Below are 15,099 nucleotides of genomic sequence, written 5' to 3'. Positions count from 1 at the left end.
TAAAATACCCAGCTTAGACTCATTAACACCTTATTTAGGCGTCGTTGTAATTTCTTCTTTGGGGGCAATGTTCCCACTACTCACGGTATTCACTTGAGTGCCCTGTATCGGTTTTGATACTGGTCTCCAGAAGAAAGAAAACCAACCACCACCCGTCTCTGTAGTTGTTTTTTTCTGATTCTTTATTTTTTTCTTTGAGACGATCCACTACACCAAAATGTTCAATCGCGTGTTTTTCTGCTAATTTCATGAATTCGATATCTGCAATGGGGGGGAGTGCATTGGTTCTGTCTTTATAAAATCGTTCAGCCGCTGTTGCGATTAATCCATTCGCTTGTTTCAGCAAGTGCAATTCATCGACTTCAATTTTTTCACTAGGAACTATGCTACGTAAAGCAGCCAAGTCATAGATAAAGATTCGAATTTGTTGATAAAGCTTTGCAAAATCTTCAATAGTATTAGCAAACTGTTCTTCATAGCTTTTACTCAGTTGCTCAACGCTGTATTTTTCCAGGCCTTTTCCTGCCAATTTTTTATGAATATGAGTTATTTTGATTGTTGATGGGTAATTAGGTAATTTTTTATATTCTTCGGAATTTATAATTTCATCCAGCATAACTGACGGGCTATTTTCAAGCTGATTTAATTGCATTAATAATTCGCTAAAAAACTGTGCTAAGCGATTATCTAGAGACTCTTGCAGGTATTTAAAATCTTTTTTAATGCCTTGGGCTCGAACCACTAATGTATGGTTTATGCTCGTGAAACTTAACAGTAGAAGTTCTGCGACATACTGACGAATCGTTAAATTATCTGATGTAGCGAGTTCTTTAAATTTAGTTAAGATATCAATAATTGCCTGATAAAGAGCTTCTTTTTCCTTTTCTTTTTCAATAGGTGACCAATCATCCGTTAGATATTGTTGGCTAACCTGGCGAATCACTATGCCAAATGTTTCTAATACATTCTTGCGATTTACTTCTGAATCCAAAATGGAAGATTCTTTATTGGCAATTTTTTTAATGTTTTCTTCTAAAACCAAGCTTGCAGTATTAATCATATCCGCAAGATTTTTTCTTTGGGTACCCAGTCCAAAAATTTGAAAAAAATGAGCCTGCATTAATAAGGCATGTTCTTCATTGACATAGCCAGAGTAGGTCGTAAAAACATCATTGAAGAGGCCATAGATATGTCCTTTATGCAAAATTTTGCGTTGCTTTGTGAGGCCCATATAGGAGTAATTGGTTGAGTTATATGCATCATAACCAATTTGATTTTTGGCAATCATGGCATAAAGTGTTCGCAAAATAGTAGGAAAATCGAGTGAATCGACAGGAATTGATTTGGTTTCGTTATCGTCTCCCAAATATTTTCGACCTAAAGCGGAATACTGACGGAAAATTTGGGTGCCATCGTTAAATCCGACATGATGCCCGCTTAAAAAATGAATTATTTTGTATATTAGTAATTTTTGGACATGAGTGGTTTTATATCCATTAGGGCAGACGATTATCCCTTGCTGGGAACCATTATTTCCGGTTGATCCTGTTCCGTGATGGCCGGGCATGGAGTAACGAACATAGTTTTGTGTTTCTTTAGAAACTACTTCTGGACAAATTGGGGTAAAGCCCCAATCCGATCGTTCGTTGGCATAAAAAATTAATTCAGCATTTTTTATAATTTGGGGTAATATAAAAAATCGTTCGTCATACCAGGTAATTGGAAAACAATCTCCGGGGACAGGGTCGATACCAAAAAAATTTATTGATGCATGAGGCAGATAGGTTTTAAGCTCATTGAACCATTGCTCTTTCTCTTCTTTGGGGATCAGATTAATTTGGGATTTTAGAGGTTCTATAATATCTGGTGTATTATTTGTCGGGGTACCTTTTTGTCTTTTGATTTGTTGTTCAGTTAAATACTTCAATACCTCTTCAAAAGTACCGCATGTGGCAATAATTGATTGGATAGCTTCTAATTCATGGGCGATTAAAATCGATTCAACTGCACCTCTACTGTGAGCAATAATATTGATTTGTGTTTGCCCGCGGGCTATTGCTTTTAATACTGCCGCCAGGCCTAGGCCAATTTTTTCTCCTACATTTGAACCATCCGTTTTAGGTCCATTAATTACGGTAATTTCATCAGCCTGAAAAGGGTAAGGACTTTTTAAGTCTACTTTTGTCGTTTTAGCAGGGGCGCTGGTTTTAACTAAAGAAGAGATTATGCTTAATGTTTCTCCCTTAGGATAATCTTTTACTTTGGCACCCTTAGTATATGGAGCAGGTTTGGGGATTTGCTTTAATTCAGGGGTGAAGTCAGTGAGCGTTCCTAGCATCGTGAGTGTGAATGGTTGTTTTTCGATTTTACTGTCCATAGTATCTGCCTCATATTATGACACAATGATCAATTGTAGATTCTTCTGAATATAATTCATTGATTCTTTTAGCATTAAGAAACAATCAAACTGTCGAGGTTCAGCCACCTAACCGGTAAATAATGGGTTGATGGTATTTTTTTATAGTTTCATTTTTAGCAAATAATAGCAATAAAAATTGTCTGATTGTATTAAAAAGAAGATAATGCGGCATCTTATAAGCTAGCGGTTTGTATTATGTTTTTCGCCTTTTCTAGTAGTAATTTTGTTCTGAAAACACAGAAAGAAATGAATCAATTCATTAAAGCCACGGTGAATGGAAAGATATTTTTTGGCAATATCAGTGAGCAAGATGAAGAGCGGATTCTTGCTGTATTCAAACAAATGGTTATTCAGCGCAAGAGTCCGACGGAATTATTCTTTTGGATAGATACGGTGAGTTCCAAATTCTTAGAAAAAGCACTTAAACTCATTGAAGGAAATCCTTATTTTACAAAGCTTATCCTGGACTCACAAACTACAATGTTTGATCCTGCGAAGGCCTCAATAATCACTACAGCTTTAGTTAGAAACACGTGTTCTTTAAGGAACTTAACTTGGGCATTACCTCTATCCAATATTAACTTAGAACCTTTGGCTAAAGCTCTAAGACATAATAGCTCCCTTTTGCAATTGGAATTCAAGGGGGCTACGAAGTCTTTACCATTAAGACATTTAGCGAATGTTTTCCAAGCCTTGGTCGGTTCAGATGTGAGGGGAGAGGTACAAGGGAATAAGAATATCAAGAGAGTCCATTTAAAACACGTTTCTGTCTCAAGGGAAGATAAAAAAGCAGTAGAGTTACTTAATTTGGTTTTAAAAACCAATCCAAATATCCAAGAGCTTCTTTTTTCTTCAGTTGATGCAATACCAGAAGAATTATTAGTTAATTTAAAGGATGCACTAAGTTTAACCTCACTTTCACTTCGTTCCGAATTCGAGATGCAATTAGATTTGGGGCTATGGGAGATACTGGCAAGAAATTTACCTCCTCATTTAAAACAACTTGAACTATCTACTGAGTATAATAACCCCATGGGACAGACAATTACTTGGTATAATTTTGGAGAGCCTGAAATTAATAAAAATGAGTCAGTCGAAGAGTCTTTAGAACGATTTATTGATGCTCTAAAGAATTGTAAACAGACCGGTTTTCATTTAAAACTTAAGGCAGAGTTCTTGTCTTCAATACCTCCTGATAAGGGAAAAGAATATATCAATAGAATAGAGGGTTTACTCGCAGAAAAAGAAATTTATTTTGCATCGAACTCGTTTTTGACCGAGCAATCTCTGTACAGGCAAAAGCAACACGCATTGTTTTTTACGGTTTTGGCACAAGCGAAAAGAAATCTAGTACTTAGTGATTTAGAGCCAAATTTTATTGAAGAAAGTGAGCCTTCGGAACTGGAGTTAGCTGTCGAAGAGGATACTGATGAAGTTGAATCTTCAATAAGTTCTTGTCGCGCTTTTTAGGTGAATTGCAAATGATTGCCCAATGTGCGGAAATTATTTTCACTCAGTTAATATTTCATTAATTTTTATCACTTACAATGCCGAATTAGTGATCACCTGAACTGTGCATCGATGAAAATTTATAGTAAAAGAGATGAAGGGTTCCAAGAGGTTTATACTCATAAAGACTCTCTCCCGCAGTATATTGAAGAGCCTGAGAAGAAACCCTTTATTATCTTAAAATTACCTCATAACTTTGTGAGTTTTTATTATCTCAATGATTATTTTCCGCTGTTTAATAAGCTTGGATATTCGGAGGTCATAGGGGAGTCGCTCATTTTAACGGTTACGAGCAAAAGAAAAGTTGAGATTGTTATCAATGCAATTCTTAAAAGTGCTCATTACGATCATGCTCAAAATGAAGATTTGTTTCTTAGATTAAGGTCAATACAGCAAGAGCTGGCTAAAATCGAAAAACCTACTCAACTGCCTCCTAGAAGCAAAGATTTTGCAAACTATCATCCGGTACATGTCGAAGTTACAAGAGAGATAAATGCCCCCCAACCCTCTCATAGCGTGAAGAAAGTACAAAAGGAAACTAAAGCAGCTGTAGAAATTTTTAAAATAGATGAGACTGGAAGAAGAATTACTGAAATTGAGGCCTTTAATGGTATAGGTTATCGGCTTCTGTTAAATGACCGCACACCCAAAGTTAGAAGCGTGCATGATGCCGAAGGACATCGAGTTGGGGTGCTTTCTCGAGAGATAGAAAATTATCGATCTTTGCATGATTACTATCTAAAACAGCAGCAGACGACGGGCCGCATGCGTTCTCCAAAGCAGAATGACCTCGTAAAATCTGGTATTGGCAGGATATTAGCTGCTGCCTATTGTGAGGAAGAGAATGATCTGCATGGTGGTAATATCGGCTATGATCCCATCCAGCTTATATCCAGAAAAGTGGATCATGATCAAGCAAACTGGACACTCACATCAAAATATAAAAATAAAAATCCTAATAAGCCACTCTATCAGCCTGGTGAAAGGGCTTACGGTATAAAACCTAAAGATGCTTTTCCGATAACTCAAAGAGATATTACTCATTTTCCGCATTTAACGGATGCGAAACCTCGAGCTTTTCCTGATGAGGCGGATACGCGGCTTTTAGAGTTAGTAGGAATTGAGAATGATCCTGATTTTATTAAAGATGCATTTTCAGTTTTTCTTAAAAGCGCTTTATTCGATGAGCAAATTTATCGACCTATCGCGAATGCAACGATTGGGAGTCCTAAATTACGAGAAGAATTAGTAGCTCATAAAACCAGACGTAGTCAATTACTCAGAGAGGAACTGTTAAAGAATGATAAGTTTTTAAATTTTCTTATTAATCATCCGAATTTAAAATCACAGATCCTTGATGAATTTAAACAATATAACAATGATTATAAGGAAAATAGCCCACTGCGTCTCAATCTTGAGAGTTTAGAAAATAAATTGGTAAATTTTGTTGAGCAAGCACACCAAATAATAAAAGAGCAAGAGAAAAAAGTAGCTCATTTTTTTGAGGCACACTATAAACCAGACCTGGATAATAATTCATATCAATATAAAGATAAAACAACAATTGATTCAGCTCAACGAAAAAAAATAACAATAGAACACATCAAAAGAAAGCTTGATGTGACCGAAAATCAAGCGGAATTATATTTCAACAAAGCCAGGGAAACGTGGTTAAGGAATCCAATAAATAGTAAAAATAATATTAATGAGCGAAAAGCAGAGAGTACTCTTGAGGAAGTTTTAGCTGATGTCATTAAGCTGGATAATAAAGTTGGAATTTTTGGTGGTGAAGAGCGTACTCTGGATAATGGTAATACAATTAAAATACCCAAAGGTGCTGCCGCGATTTTTGATCTCTATAAAAAATATAAAAATCAAGAAATGACTTCCGCTATGGAAACCCTAGAGTTGATTATTGAGAAAGCAGCTATTTCAAACGCATATCAAGGACATACCTGGTTTAATCGACGCCAGAGTGAAACCTCTGAATTTTATAATAATATCGTTGCCATTCAGCATCGACCATTTGTCGAAGAGATGATGAATGCTCCGTTAAAAATATAAAAGAACTTAAAACCCTTTAAACTCCATTCCAAAAAAATAATTGATTGCAAGAATTCATATGCCAGTTGCATCCGTGCAGAGTGCTTCACAATGAGACTGTATTTTCATGAGAAGGAGTCGGATTATTTAATGAGCCGGGAAGGGGGGAGGTTTTAGTCTCAAATAGACCAAGCTTACGGAGATTTTCTTCGTATTCTTGAACTTTGCGAAATACTTTGCCTGTGTTATTTTTCTTTGGAATCGAATTGATTTGAGGTTGAGTTTCCTGATTTGAGTGTCCTGCATGCTGATGTTCCGAAATAGATTCAGAAGTTTTATTCACTCCAGGAAGAGAGGCACTCTCCCGATCAGAGCTTTTTTGAGGCGTAGCAGAAGTCATACCCGCTGGCGTCATTGTATGTTTCAAATAGAGATTTAATGCATTCTCCCCGGAGGATAATGCTTTTTCTAAAGAGGCTAATTTTTGAGAAGCCGGAGTTTTAATATTGAATTCAGTTTTTAGTCGTCCTATGGGGCTGCGATTATGTTCAAATAAAAGAGTACAGTGAGATAGGGATTGGAGCAGCTTCATCTTTTCTGCCAATTCCTCTTGAGGATTATCGTAATCATAAAGGTGTTTATTCAGAAGTTGGGCTGCTTTAAACTTGTCTGTAGCAAGGGCATTTTTATAGGATTCACTTTGTTTCAATCGGATCTCTTCTCGTAAACGTAATTGGTCAGGAATATTTTCAAATTTATTAATGAAATCAATTAAAAAAGAGGCTCTTTCTCTATCCTTCTTGTTGCTGCTTTCTTTCCAATTTTCGTGTAATGCGCGTAATGATTTTAGTTCCTTAGCTATTTGCCGTTTTGCGGTTTGCCAATCATGATGATATTTCAGTGTCCCTTGCTCAAAATGACTTAAGCTCTCCTCAATTACAAATTTGCCAGGACATTTTGAAATAAGGCTTTTGAATTTGCGGTAGCTTTCGCTGGTATGAGCATTTTTTCCATCGGTGCCTGCAATACATTGCATCCATGCTTCTCTTTCGGCAAACATTTGTGCAAAAAGCATGAATTGTCTATACCCTAAAAGGCTGAAAATATCTTCTTGGCTTATGAACTCTGGTAAATCCGATGTGGGGTGTTGGTCAAGAGGCGCTAATACTTTGGTGGTAAACTCATTATAGAATTTTTCAATAGTCTTTAGCTCAATATCTAACGTTTTAAAACATTCCTCATTGGCTTCGAGAATAGTATTGTTTTTTTCCCATGCTCTAAATTGCTTCATCAAACGGTGGTAATTTTTAAAAATTTGTTGATGCTGATTCGAGTTCGATTTATTTCTGATAAACATTGGATCTCCAGAGCCTTTTAGTTTGTGGCTAGATGATAAAAAATACAGAATGATATCAGGAGATAGATATTTTAGAAGACAGTTTTCTTCTGTACTTAAAACATTAATCTCTGTGAGATTCATTATTTCATATAAGTCATTAGCAGACAGCGGTTTGCTCTCGTTGGAATGTACTGATTGCATCCGATCATCTGCGTTTTGTGGTCCTTTAGCTTTTTTCCTGTAGCGCAAGGCCTTCGCCATTTAACTCTAATTTAATAAAATGCTTGTAGGGATTAGTAAAAAAATATGCTGAGTATTGTTTTAATGTGGGGCAATATATAGTTAATAAGTTTAAAAAAAGACACATGGTAGGGGTGTAATTTTGAATCTGATAGTTACATATTGCTTCGCTCGTTAAGCTCAGCCATTCCCTTGGACTCAACAGGCTAGTATAAGCCGGATTGTGAGCAGAATTTTAAGAATGATTTGTGGAAAAAATTCCCGCTTGGGCGGGAAAAGAATTTTTGTTAATCGATATGCAAATAAAAAATCAGATTGTTTTGAATGATCGAACTTATTGTTTGTCATTTAATCTACTTAAGGTTTGTTAACTAGAGACGATTGAGCTAGTCCTTCTTGGGGAAACTCGGTGCGTTCTTCTCCTACTGGCTTATTCTCAAAATAAAACATATAACTGTGGTGAGGTGCACGTTTTTTGGGACAATATTTTGTTACATCTCCGGCAGGTTGAATTGTCTTTTTCGGAGACTCCACGTTATTCGTTTCTTCATTTGTCACGTTGATATCGAAGGTAGACATAAATTTTTTCATGTGCTTTTTATGTTTTATCGACTCGGGAGATGAAGATTTTTTCTCATTGAGTTCGAACATGTTCAGTCTCATACGCTTTTTATGTTCTTTAGGCAGCCAATAAGAAGGTATTGATTTTTTTGTGGACTCATTATTGTCTTCTTCTTTTTTTATGCACCCCATTTTTCGCTTTTTTAAATTGACCTCAGGATCCCTTTCTTCTGGCTCTTTAAGTGGCTCAAGCTTTGCAGCATTTAATTCGAAATCAAGAAAAATATCCTCCATTTGTTGAGGTTCTTTGCCAGTTTCCTGCTGCTCAAGGCTTTCGTCATCGAATTCGAAATCAAGAAAAAAAACATCTGCTTGTTGCGATTCTTTGTCCCCTTGCTGTTGCACAAAGTCTTCGCTATTTATGTCTAAATCACGAAAAAAATCATCCGTTTGTTGAGGCTCTTTTCCCTGTAAAGCATCTTCCTGTTGCTTAAGGACTTGGTCATTTAATTCTATTTCAAGAAAATGCGGGTAGGAATTAGGCATGAAAGCTCCTATTTATGGTTAGAATGGTTATTCATTGATATGGGTGTTGTCCTTAGGATTAATATGGATACACTAAGGGACTAAGTCATTTAGCCTTTTTTAGGGTTTGCCGACCGTAAAAGAAGGTTTATCCTGATCTTCTTTTTGAGGCTTGATGAGCTCCCCAGTATTTGTATTGAAGTCAAACATAAAACGATTTTGGGGACTACTTTTTTGGGGATGATGTTTCCTTACCTTTTCTATTTGATGATTCACGAAAATTATCTTCTTGTCTTTGACAGGCTGGCTCTCTTCTTTCTTAAACCCTTGGTTGTCTTTTTTCAGATCGAATTTAGATATATTTTTTGTCCATGAAGAATCTTTTCTTGGTTTCAAGGAGAGCTGATTATCGGCTGTTTGACTGAGTTTAAACATGTTTTCCGTCATACGTTTTTTATGATCCTCGGGTAACCAATAACTTTTTTGTTTTAAGGGGGGCAGGTTATTGTCTTCTTGTTCTTTTGCAAAATCTCTTGTTCGCTTTTTTAAAGAATCAACTGCCTCTATTTCTTGAGATAATTTGCGCGCTCCTTGTTGTCCGTGTCCTTGGCTATAGTCTAAATTAAGAACACAGGCTGTTGCTTGGGAGTCTTTGCTGTAGAACGCATCTTCCAGTTGCTTAAGGTCTTCCTCATTCAATTCTAATTTAAGAAATGAGGAGTCCCCGGTTTGTGGCTTTTTGCCATAGTACGCATCCTCAAGTTGTTTCAGGTCTGCTTCGTTTAATTCTAACTTAAGAAAATGCGAGTAGGGGTTAGGCATGAAAGCTCCTCTATAAAAAAACCTAGCACAGTACCAACTGCCTTAATTATTGTCAATATGATTATAATAAATCCTATGAGTTTGGGTGATTTTTTTTAATAATTTAATATTTAGTTAATCATTATGTGTTATATTATTACAATATGTGCAAATCGAAAAGGTTCTTCGAGAAGTTAACAATGTTTTCTAAAAAAGAAATTATTTATATCCCCAAACACACACACATCCCTGCACAAGATAGTCCTCAATGTTATTTTTTTTCCTTTTTACATTTAAGAGCAATGCATAAAATACAAGCAAGTGTCTCCTCCTGTGTTAGCGATATTGTTCAGGCATGTAGAGAAACCGAGAATGATTTTAAAAAAATTATGTACAAAGTAATGTCAGCTTATGCTGAGGACCTCATCCGGATTGCGGATGAAATAATTGATGAAAACGGAGAGGATTATGATGGTGATTGGATTGAGGATTTTTTGGATAAATATGGGGTCGACTTTGCCATGGCAAGATTACTCGATTTATCCGTGACCACATTCGAGGACTTGAATATTGATACAGACAATTTCAAAACTGCTGATTTAGCCAAAATTCTTGAACAATTTGGTCCCATAGCCATAAGGCTCACACATGGAAATATTTTTCCTCAAGGAACATTACCTTTAGCTGAAAAGATTAAATCTTCGAACGGATTAATAGAGAGAAACGTTTACAGTGCGGACGGATACCAAGAAAATACCCCACACACCATTCTTTTAATTGGCGTTAAAGACCAGCCTAAAAAACAGGTTTATTTTATAGATCCCAATTACCCGCAAATGATTTTATCAATGGAATTTAAATTGTTTAAAAGACACATGCTTATGGCTGAGTTTGTTCATAATTCCAGTAATACGCTAAAATCAGATGAGGTAATTTTTTTAAAACCCAAAATGAAGCTGCGTGAGGACAGCTATCCCGCAGGTTTTAACCCAAAACGTCGTAAAAAAAACCCGGTAAAAGGAGATCTTATGGATGGAGCAAGCGCTACAACTCCCTCCGGTGACAATGATGATTGTTATCCAAATCTCCAATCGTCTAGCTTTCTCCTGTTCAATAGCGTGCAGTTTGTTTCTCTTGGAGCCCAAGAATTAGGGAGTGCTAAGCTACCGCCTGAAGAGGAAAGCGAAGCAAGCATCATTGGCCTTTCTTAAATATCAATAGGGGGAAAAGGGAAACAGTTTCCATGCTCTATGATTGTATGAGTCCCTTTTTCAAGGCATACTGCTTTGAATTTTTGCTATTATCTGTTGGCAAATAAGATGCTTGGTTTGGTCACAATTTTTTAAAATATTTTTCTTGATTGCTTTTAAATCTTCAGGATCAGTAAGTTCATTGATATGATCAATGACAAATTGACGAAAGGCTGCTGTACTTTTATTGCCAGTGAGATAAGGGCTCGCATAGTTCCATGGCTTAGTTAACAGTTTGGAGACAACATCAATCATTCCTTCTGCAAATTCACCATCATCATACTCAGGATGCTCCTTGATTAGCTTCGATATTTCTACTGCTAGTTTCCATGCTTTTGGCGTATTTTGCGTTTTGTTAAGATAGATTTCAGCCTCATCCATTTTAGCCTCTAATAACTTTCCCGTATTTGTTTGAGCATTTAAAAGCTGCGAACAACACATTAAGACATATCCCAATATGAATAATATAGTTTTTTTCATTTCCGTCATTTCCCTATTAATGAAACCTTGGTTTAAGTAATGAGTGCATCACTCCATCTACCTTTAATTGTTGGTTTCAACTCACTAAGTGCCAAATTATTGTGGATCTTTTGCTTTTACTTTAACGAGCCAAAAAATTATTTTCAGTCTATCATTTAAATAAGATTCAGCATTGGAATCAATATCTCATTAAGGAATATTATGAATATCCCAGTACTCTCTGCATTTGCTTTTTTAATTGCAACGACGGTGACTTTTGCAGACAATACCTCTTACAACGGCGCTGATAATCCCATTATTCCCGCTGATAATAATAAAATCAGATTAGATCTTTCTCAATGCATCGAAGATACCAATGAGGTGATGAGCGATAATGAAACCCATGATTTAGCGAAAGATTTATGTAAATTACGGGCAGAACATCAAACCGCTCGTAAACACGTATTAAAAGGATTATCTGAATTAGTCGATCAATATCAAGGTGTGACAAATCATGATCATGATCAACGATTAGCTCATACCATTTCATTGATTCAGAACGGAATAAAAATATGCCTTGATGCCTTAGCCTCTCAAGAATATTGTCACAACATAGGTTGTGCTACTGAACCAGAAATTGATGCTATCTTTTGTGATAATCAAGCGATGGCCATTATCAATAGAATTTTAGGACGGGAGTAATTGAGCGAGTACAGGTAAAAGCTTAGCGCTGATGACAATTCGTCGTCGTGCCTTCTTCGCGGGATCGAGCACCTAACAGCTATCTATGCCTTAATGTTAGGCCTAGGCGCAACGCGCTATAATTCGGGACGAGTGTAGAATCCGCTGTTGTATTCTTGCCAGTTTCGAGCAGGGTAACCTGTTCATTCACTGCCCCAGCTTCAGTGACCCGTTCGACAACTTCAATACTGTCCACATTCGCATTGGTGATGATTAGAGTTCGAAATGTTCTTGGCGCTTCATTTAAAAGGCGTGCCACGGCTGTATCAGCAGAAGAGCGTAATATATGGCTAGTTTAGCAGTTCGATTCAAATCAAATAATACTAATTACCATTTGCAGGAAGGTTGGCATAGAAAGCATTAATTATGGCACGTGTACTTACTGTAAAATCCATTACCGACTGAAAGGTCAATACAGGTGGGAGCTCAATGAGTCGATCTTGCTTGGCAAGGCGTATTATTTGCTGTTGTAATGCTGCAGTTAAACGATGGGATTGAGTTGCTCCATTAACCGGAAAGGAATGATATTTAAACGGATTGAATTCAGGGAGTATGCTGAGCCAAGCTGCTTTTGCAAATGGCGCTAAGATAGTCGAAAGGGTAGCAAATCCCGCTAAGCGAAAGAAGCGGATGATTCCTTTCATTGGGGAAATTAACCCAAGCATGCTCTTTGCTATTTAACTTTTAAGTTACTTCAGTTCGTGGCTTTTCTCCAAACCCATTTATATAGCACCGATGCGCAAAAAGGTTAGTGAAAAAGCTACACTTTGTTACATTTAAAAACTGGGCCTAGTAGATTGTTCTTCTACATTCTCTGATGTAATTCTGGCTTCAAATTTTTTCACCTCTTCTGGATAAGCTTTAACAAAATCTTCGGCACTATGATAAGTCGCCAGTTTTTCACCATCTTTGTAAACCTGTATTGGCGGGTGAATCTTCCCGTCGTTAACGGCTGGCATAACCCAACAAATCTCTCCCTTAAGTTCTGTCTCCTTGGATAACTCTTTCATGAGATGCTCAAATGCTGCTACTCTAGATTCTGAGTCAAAGGTTGAGGGATATTTCATGTGGATTATTTTCTGGTTATTGTGGTCTTCTACATTTATCTTCTCTGCTTTTTTATCTTTTGGCATTCGATCATTTACTCGATGCAGTATTTTAAGAAAATCAATCGGCTACCTGCTGGTTTCAAATATGCGATCTTCTTCATTTTGATTAGATTGACTACTTTTGCGTAATAATTTCGTCATCTCAATATCTTCTTCTTCTCTTTGCTTTTTTTTCGCATTTTCGAGCTCTTTTTTATAATTACTCATTCCCAACTCTCCATTTAGTGTGTATTTCAATTACTTCTTATTACCGATTTATCACTCAAAACAGAAACATAGTTATATAAATCAAGTATAGTATTTACCCTGATTATTTCTAGTAAGGCAATTCACAGACCAACCAATGGTGGTCCTCACTTTACTTTGCAATCAAAGCTTAAGAAAAGGAAAAGAAACAACACAAATAGGTAAGATGATTAGTTTATAGCTTTGTGTTATTGTGCACCAAGAATCTCCATATAGGACTTTTAAGAAGTTTGTCCGGAGTTCGTGTCAGGGGGTTCTGTAGTTAATTATAAGTGCTCCCGTAATTGGGAGATACATGAAATTTTTGATGTCTCGGAATTCACCGTAAGTAGTTAATCTCATGGTGGCCAGAGGCAGAATCGAACTGCCGACACGAGGATTTTCAGTCCTCTGCTCTACCGACTGAGCTATCTGGCCCCGAGGGTTGCTATTAGACTCCGAGAAGCGTTTTGAGTCAAGTGTTGAATGCATTTTTTTTAAAAAAAAATTGTTTTTTATTTTTGGGCCATTCATTTCTGAATCATTCTTTTATGATTTTTTTATAATCATAGTGTTTTTTTTGAATAAATGACTGATTTTTAAGTATTTAATTTTCTCTTTTTGGTGTCAATTTAATCTAATTGAATTCTGATTTTTCTAATGTGTTAAGTTTATATCAATATCTTGGGATGAAGCGGAAAATAGACGATTTTGGAAGGAGATTGACGCTCTTAATTTCAATTCAATGAGCAAATTGAGCCACTGACTTGAAATAGACTTTCCAGACAGTGGCTACACAGTCTAAGCGTGTTTCCGATTTTAAAAAACAAGAGAAAAAATTCACACTTTTTTATTCTCATCCCGAGTGCCATAAGGGATCTTTAATACTGCCTTACAGTAGGGTAATCTCTCGTTAGGCGTGAAGTTTTGCAACAGAGACTCCATTTAATTTATTTAGGTGTGTAACCAGCGGGTTTTTCAGAGCCCTCACCAAAAAAATATTTTTGCATTTCTTCTTTTAAAAACTCGCGTGCTTTAGCTTCCATTAAATTCAGGCGGTATTCATTGATGAGCATGGTTTGGTGGGTTAACCACATATTCCAGGCCTGTTTTGATACTTCATTATAAACCCGTTCACCTAAGGTACCGGGGAAGGGTGGTTTTAATAAGCCTTCAGCTTCTTGTTTTAATTTACAGCAATATACTATTCTGGTCATGTTTGCCTCTTATTTCCAACACATAAACGCAGTATAGTGTACGTGTTATTTGGCAATTTTGTACTTAAAATGATTAAATTATTTTTTAGTCCGAACGGTGTTTCGCCTGTGCCAATAAAATATGTTGAGAAAGAATTTGTTCCTGTTCATTGGTTAATCCATTAAATGATACTGCGGTTCGGTAGTTATGCTCGCTTTGATACTGGCTATAAACCACAGTGCCTTCAACAATGACAGGTATCATTTTAGGTTTGGTATAGATGACCAATTTTAACAGTGTTTTTTCTTTAATGAGCTCAGGTGTCTTAAATGCCATTCCACCTAGACTAATATTGACCTTGCGTAGCTGAATGGTATTGGTCATAAGCATTTGTCGTGATAAGTAATCTATTTTTGCATTGAGTAGATTAAGATAGTGGGCTATTGTAGGTTCTTTAAGCGCAATAACTTGAGTTAGTTCAGCTAATTCATAATCAATTTCTTGAAAATAATGCGCAGCCTCAAGATATCGTTGCCCATTTTTGCCTAAAAGTTGATCCACAACTGCGCGATCAGGACACAGTTCCCCTGGCTCCATAACTCGGTAGTTAAAATAGATATGATCTTCTACTCGAAAATGTTGACGTCTCTCATGTATAGGCATAATTGCTCCATTAACTTC

15 protein-coding genes and 1 tRNA gene are annotated in these 15,099 nt (G+C 36.5%); 4 read left to right on the top strand and 12 right to left on the bottom strand.

The window, feature by feature from the left end; translation table 11 throughout:
- Positions 1–76 precede the first annotated feature (76 nt).
- On the bottom strand, positions 77–2,377 hold the full coding sequence (locus tag EL022_RS12840; RefSeq protein ID WP_241972185.1) for a hypothetical protein: 2,301 nt from the start codon (positions 2,375–2,377) through the stop codon (positions 77–79).
- A gap of 288 nt (positions 2,378–2,665) precedes the next feature.
- Between EL022_RS12840 and EL022_RS12835 the strand changes: the two genes are divergently transcribed.
- Together EL022_RS12835 and EL022_RS12830 are read left to right on the top strand one after the other, a co-directional pair.
- Complete coding sequence (locus EL022_RS12835; RefSeq protein WP_126325213.1) at positions 2,666–3,889, top strand: hypothetical protein; 1,224 nt, start codon at positions 2,666–2,668, stop codon at positions 3,887–3,889.
- A gap of 111 nt (positions 3,890–4,000) precedes the next feature.
- A complete protein-coding gene (locus EL022_RS12830) occupies positions 4,001–5,992 on the top strand; it encodes a hypothetical protein (protein WP_028380196.1) in 1,992 nt (663 codons plus the stop codon).
- An 85-nt stretch (positions 5,993–6,077) separates the two neighbouring features.
- Here the strand turns inward: EL022_RS12830 and EL022_RS12825 are convergent, their stop codons facing one another.
- From EL022_RS12825 to EL022_RS12815, 3 genes are all read right to left on the bottom strand, one after another.
- Entirely contained in the window at positions 6,078–7,571 is a 1,494-nt protein-coding gene (locus EL022_RS12825; RefSeq protein ID WP_241972184.1) for an EbhA, read from the bottom strand.
- Positions 7,572–7,907: 336 nt separating this feature from the next.
- Positions 7,908–8,657, bottom strand: a complete 750-nt coding sequence (locus EL022_RS12820; protein WP_028380198.1) for a hypothetical protein — start codon at positions 8,655–8,657, stop codon at positions 7,908–7,910.
- A 99-nt stretch (positions 8,658–8,756) separates the two neighbouring features.
- A complete protein-coding gene (locus tag EL022_RS12815; RefSeq protein ID WP_028380199.1) occupies positions 8,757–9,458 on the bottom strand; it encodes a hypothetical protein in 702 nt (233 codons plus the stop codon).
- 179 nt (positions 9,459–9,637) lie between these two features.
- On the opposite strand from EL022_RS12815, the gene EL022_RS12810 reads away from it, so the two are divergent.
- Positions 9,638–10,648 (top strand): hypothetical protein, encoded by a 1,011-nt coding sequence (locus EL022_RS12810; RefSeq protein ID WP_028380200.1) that lies wholly within the window; start codon positions 9,638–9,640, stop codon positions 10,646–10,648.
- A gap of 60 nt (positions 10,649–10,708) precedes the next feature.
- Here the strand turns inward: EL022_RS12810 and EL022_RS12805 are convergent, their stop codons facing one another.
- Positions 10,709–11,167, bottom strand: a complete 459-nt coding sequence (locus EL022_RS12805; protein ID WP_028380201.1) for a hypothetical protein — start codon at positions 11,165–11,167, stop codon at positions 10,709–10,711.
- A gap of 201 nt (positions 11,168–11,368) precedes the next feature.
- Between EL022_RS12805 and EL022_RS12800 the strand changes: the two genes are divergently transcribed.
- The gene (locus EL022_RS12800) at positions 11,369–11,848 is read left to right on the top strand and encodes a hypothetical protein (RefSeq protein WP_028380202.1); all 480 of its coding nucleotides are present in this window, start codon (positions 11,369–11,371) and stop codon (positions 11,846–11,848) included.
- Between the two features lie 79 nt (positions 11,849–11,927).
- On the opposite strand, the gene EL022_RS16465 is transcribed toward EL022_RS12800, so the two are convergent.
- The 7 genes from EL022_RS16465 to EL022_RS12775 all read right to left on the bottom strand — a co-directional run bounded on the left by EL022_RS16465 (position 11,928) and on the right by EL022_RS12775 (position 15,081).
- Positions 11,928–12,146, bottom strand: coding sequence for a hypothetical protein (locus EL022_RS16465; protein WP_241972183.1), 219 nt, complete (start codon positions 12,144–12,146; stop codon positions 11,928–11,930).
- A 64-nt stretch (positions 12,147–12,210) separates the two neighbouring features.
- Positions 12,211–12,531 carry a hypothetical protein gene (locus EL022_RS16460; RefSeq protein ID WP_241972182.1) on the bottom strand — a complete coding sequence of 107 codons (321 nt, stop codon included), beginning with the start codon at positions 12,529–12,531 and terminating at the stop codon, positions 12,211–12,213.
- A 132-nt stretch (positions 12,532–12,663) separates the two neighbouring features.
- Positions 12,664–13,020, bottom strand: coding sequence for a hypothetical protein (locus tag EL022_RS12790; protein WP_028380204.1), 357 nt, complete (start codon positions 13,018–13,020; stop codon positions 12,664–12,666).
- Between the two features lie 42 nt (positions 13,021–13,062).
- Positions 13,063–13,203 (bottom strand): hypothetical protein, encoded by a 141-nt coding sequence (locus tag EL022_RS16105; protein WP_155832645.1) that lies wholly within the window; start codon positions 13,201–13,203, stop codon positions 13,063–13,065.
- A gap of 380 nt (positions 13,204–13,583) precedes the next feature.
- Positions 13,584–13,659 (bottom strand) — tRNA-Phe (locus EL022_RS12785).
- A gap of 512 nt (positions 13,660–14,171) precedes the next feature.
- The gene (locus EL022_RS12780) at positions 14,172–14,438 is read right to left on the bottom strand and encodes an oxidative damage protection protein (protein WP_028380205.1); all 267 of its coding nucleotides are present in this window, start codon (positions 14,436–14,438) and stop codon (positions 14,172–14,174) included.
- Between the two features lie 85 nt (positions 14,439–14,523).
- Positions 14,524–15,081, bottom strand: coding sequence for a PilZ domain-containing protein (locus tag EL022_RS12775; protein ID WP_028380206.1), 558 nt, complete (start codon positions 15,079–15,081; stop codon positions 14,524–14,526).
- Positions 15,082–15,099: the final 18 nt, after the last annotated feature.

Source organism: Legionella cherrii (assembly GCF_900635815.1).
Classification (GTDB): Bacteria; Pseudomonadota; Gammaproteobacteria; order Legionellales; family Legionellaceae; genus Legionella; species Legionella cherrii.
This window is presented reverse-complemented; position numbering and strand designations above follow the sequence as displayed.

What these genes read in the sequence shown, in the direction of transcription:
- EL022_RS12775 (WP_028380206.1), bottom strand. Translation starts at nt 15,081, where the DNA reads ATGCCTATACATGAGAGACGTCAACATTTTCGAGTAGAAGATCATATC.
- EL022_RS16105 (WP_155832645.1), bottom strand. Translation starts at nt 13,203, where the DNA reads ATGAGTAATTATAAAAAAGAGCTCGAAAATGCGAAAAAAAAGCAAAGA.
- EL022_RS12790 (WP_028380204.1), bottom strand. Translation starts at nt 13,020, where the DNA reads ATGCCAAAAGATAAAAAAGCAGAGAAGATAAATGTAGAAGACCACAAT.
- EL022_RS12830 (WP_028380196.1), top strand. Translation starts at nt 4,001, where the DNA reads ATGAAAATTTATAGTAAAAGAGATGAAGGGTTCCAAGAGGTTTATACT.
- EL022_RS12840 (WP_241972185.1), bottom strand. Translation starts at nt 2,377, where the DNA reads ATGGACAGTAAAATCGAAAAACAACCATTCACACTCACGATGCTAGGA.
- EL022_RS12800 (WP_028380202.1), top strand. Translation starts at nt 11,369, where the DNA reads ATGAATATCCCAGTACTCTCTGCATTTGCTTTTTTAATTGCAACGACG.
- EL022_RS12815 (WP_028380199.1), bottom strand. Translation starts at nt 9,458, where the DNA reads ATGCCTAACCCCTACTCGCATTTTCTTAAGTTAGAATTAAACGAAGCA.
- EL022_RS12780 (WP_028380205.1), bottom strand. Translation starts at nt 14,438, where the DNA reads ATGACCAGAATAGTATATTGCTGTAAATTAAAACAAGAAGCTGAAGGC.
- EL022_RS16460 (WP_241972182.1), bottom strand. Translation starts at nt 12,531, where the DNA reads ATGAAAGGAATCATCCGCTTCTTTCGCTTAGCGGGATTTGCTACCCTT.
- EL022_RS12825 (WP_241972184.1), bottom strand. Translation starts at nt 7,571, where the DNA reads ATGGCGAAGGCCTTGCGCTACAGGAAAAAAGCTAAAGGACCACAAAAC.
- EL022_RS12805 (WP_028380201.1), bottom strand. Translation starts at nt 11,167, where the DNA reads ATGAAAAAAACTATATTATTCATATTGGGATATGTCTTAATGTGTTGT.
- EL022_RS12820 (WP_028380198.1), bottom strand. Translation starts at nt 8,657, where the DNA reads ATGCCTAATTCCTACCCGCATTTTCTTGAAATAGAATTAAATGACCAA.
- EL022_RS12835 (WP_126325213.1), top strand. Translation starts at nt 2,666, where the DNA reads ATGAATCAATTCATTAAAGCCACGGTGAATGGAAAGATATTTTTTGGC.
- EL022_RS12810 (WP_028380200.1), top strand. Translation starts at nt 9,638, where the DNA reads ATGTTTTCTAAAAAAGAAATTATTTATATCCCCAAACACACACACATC.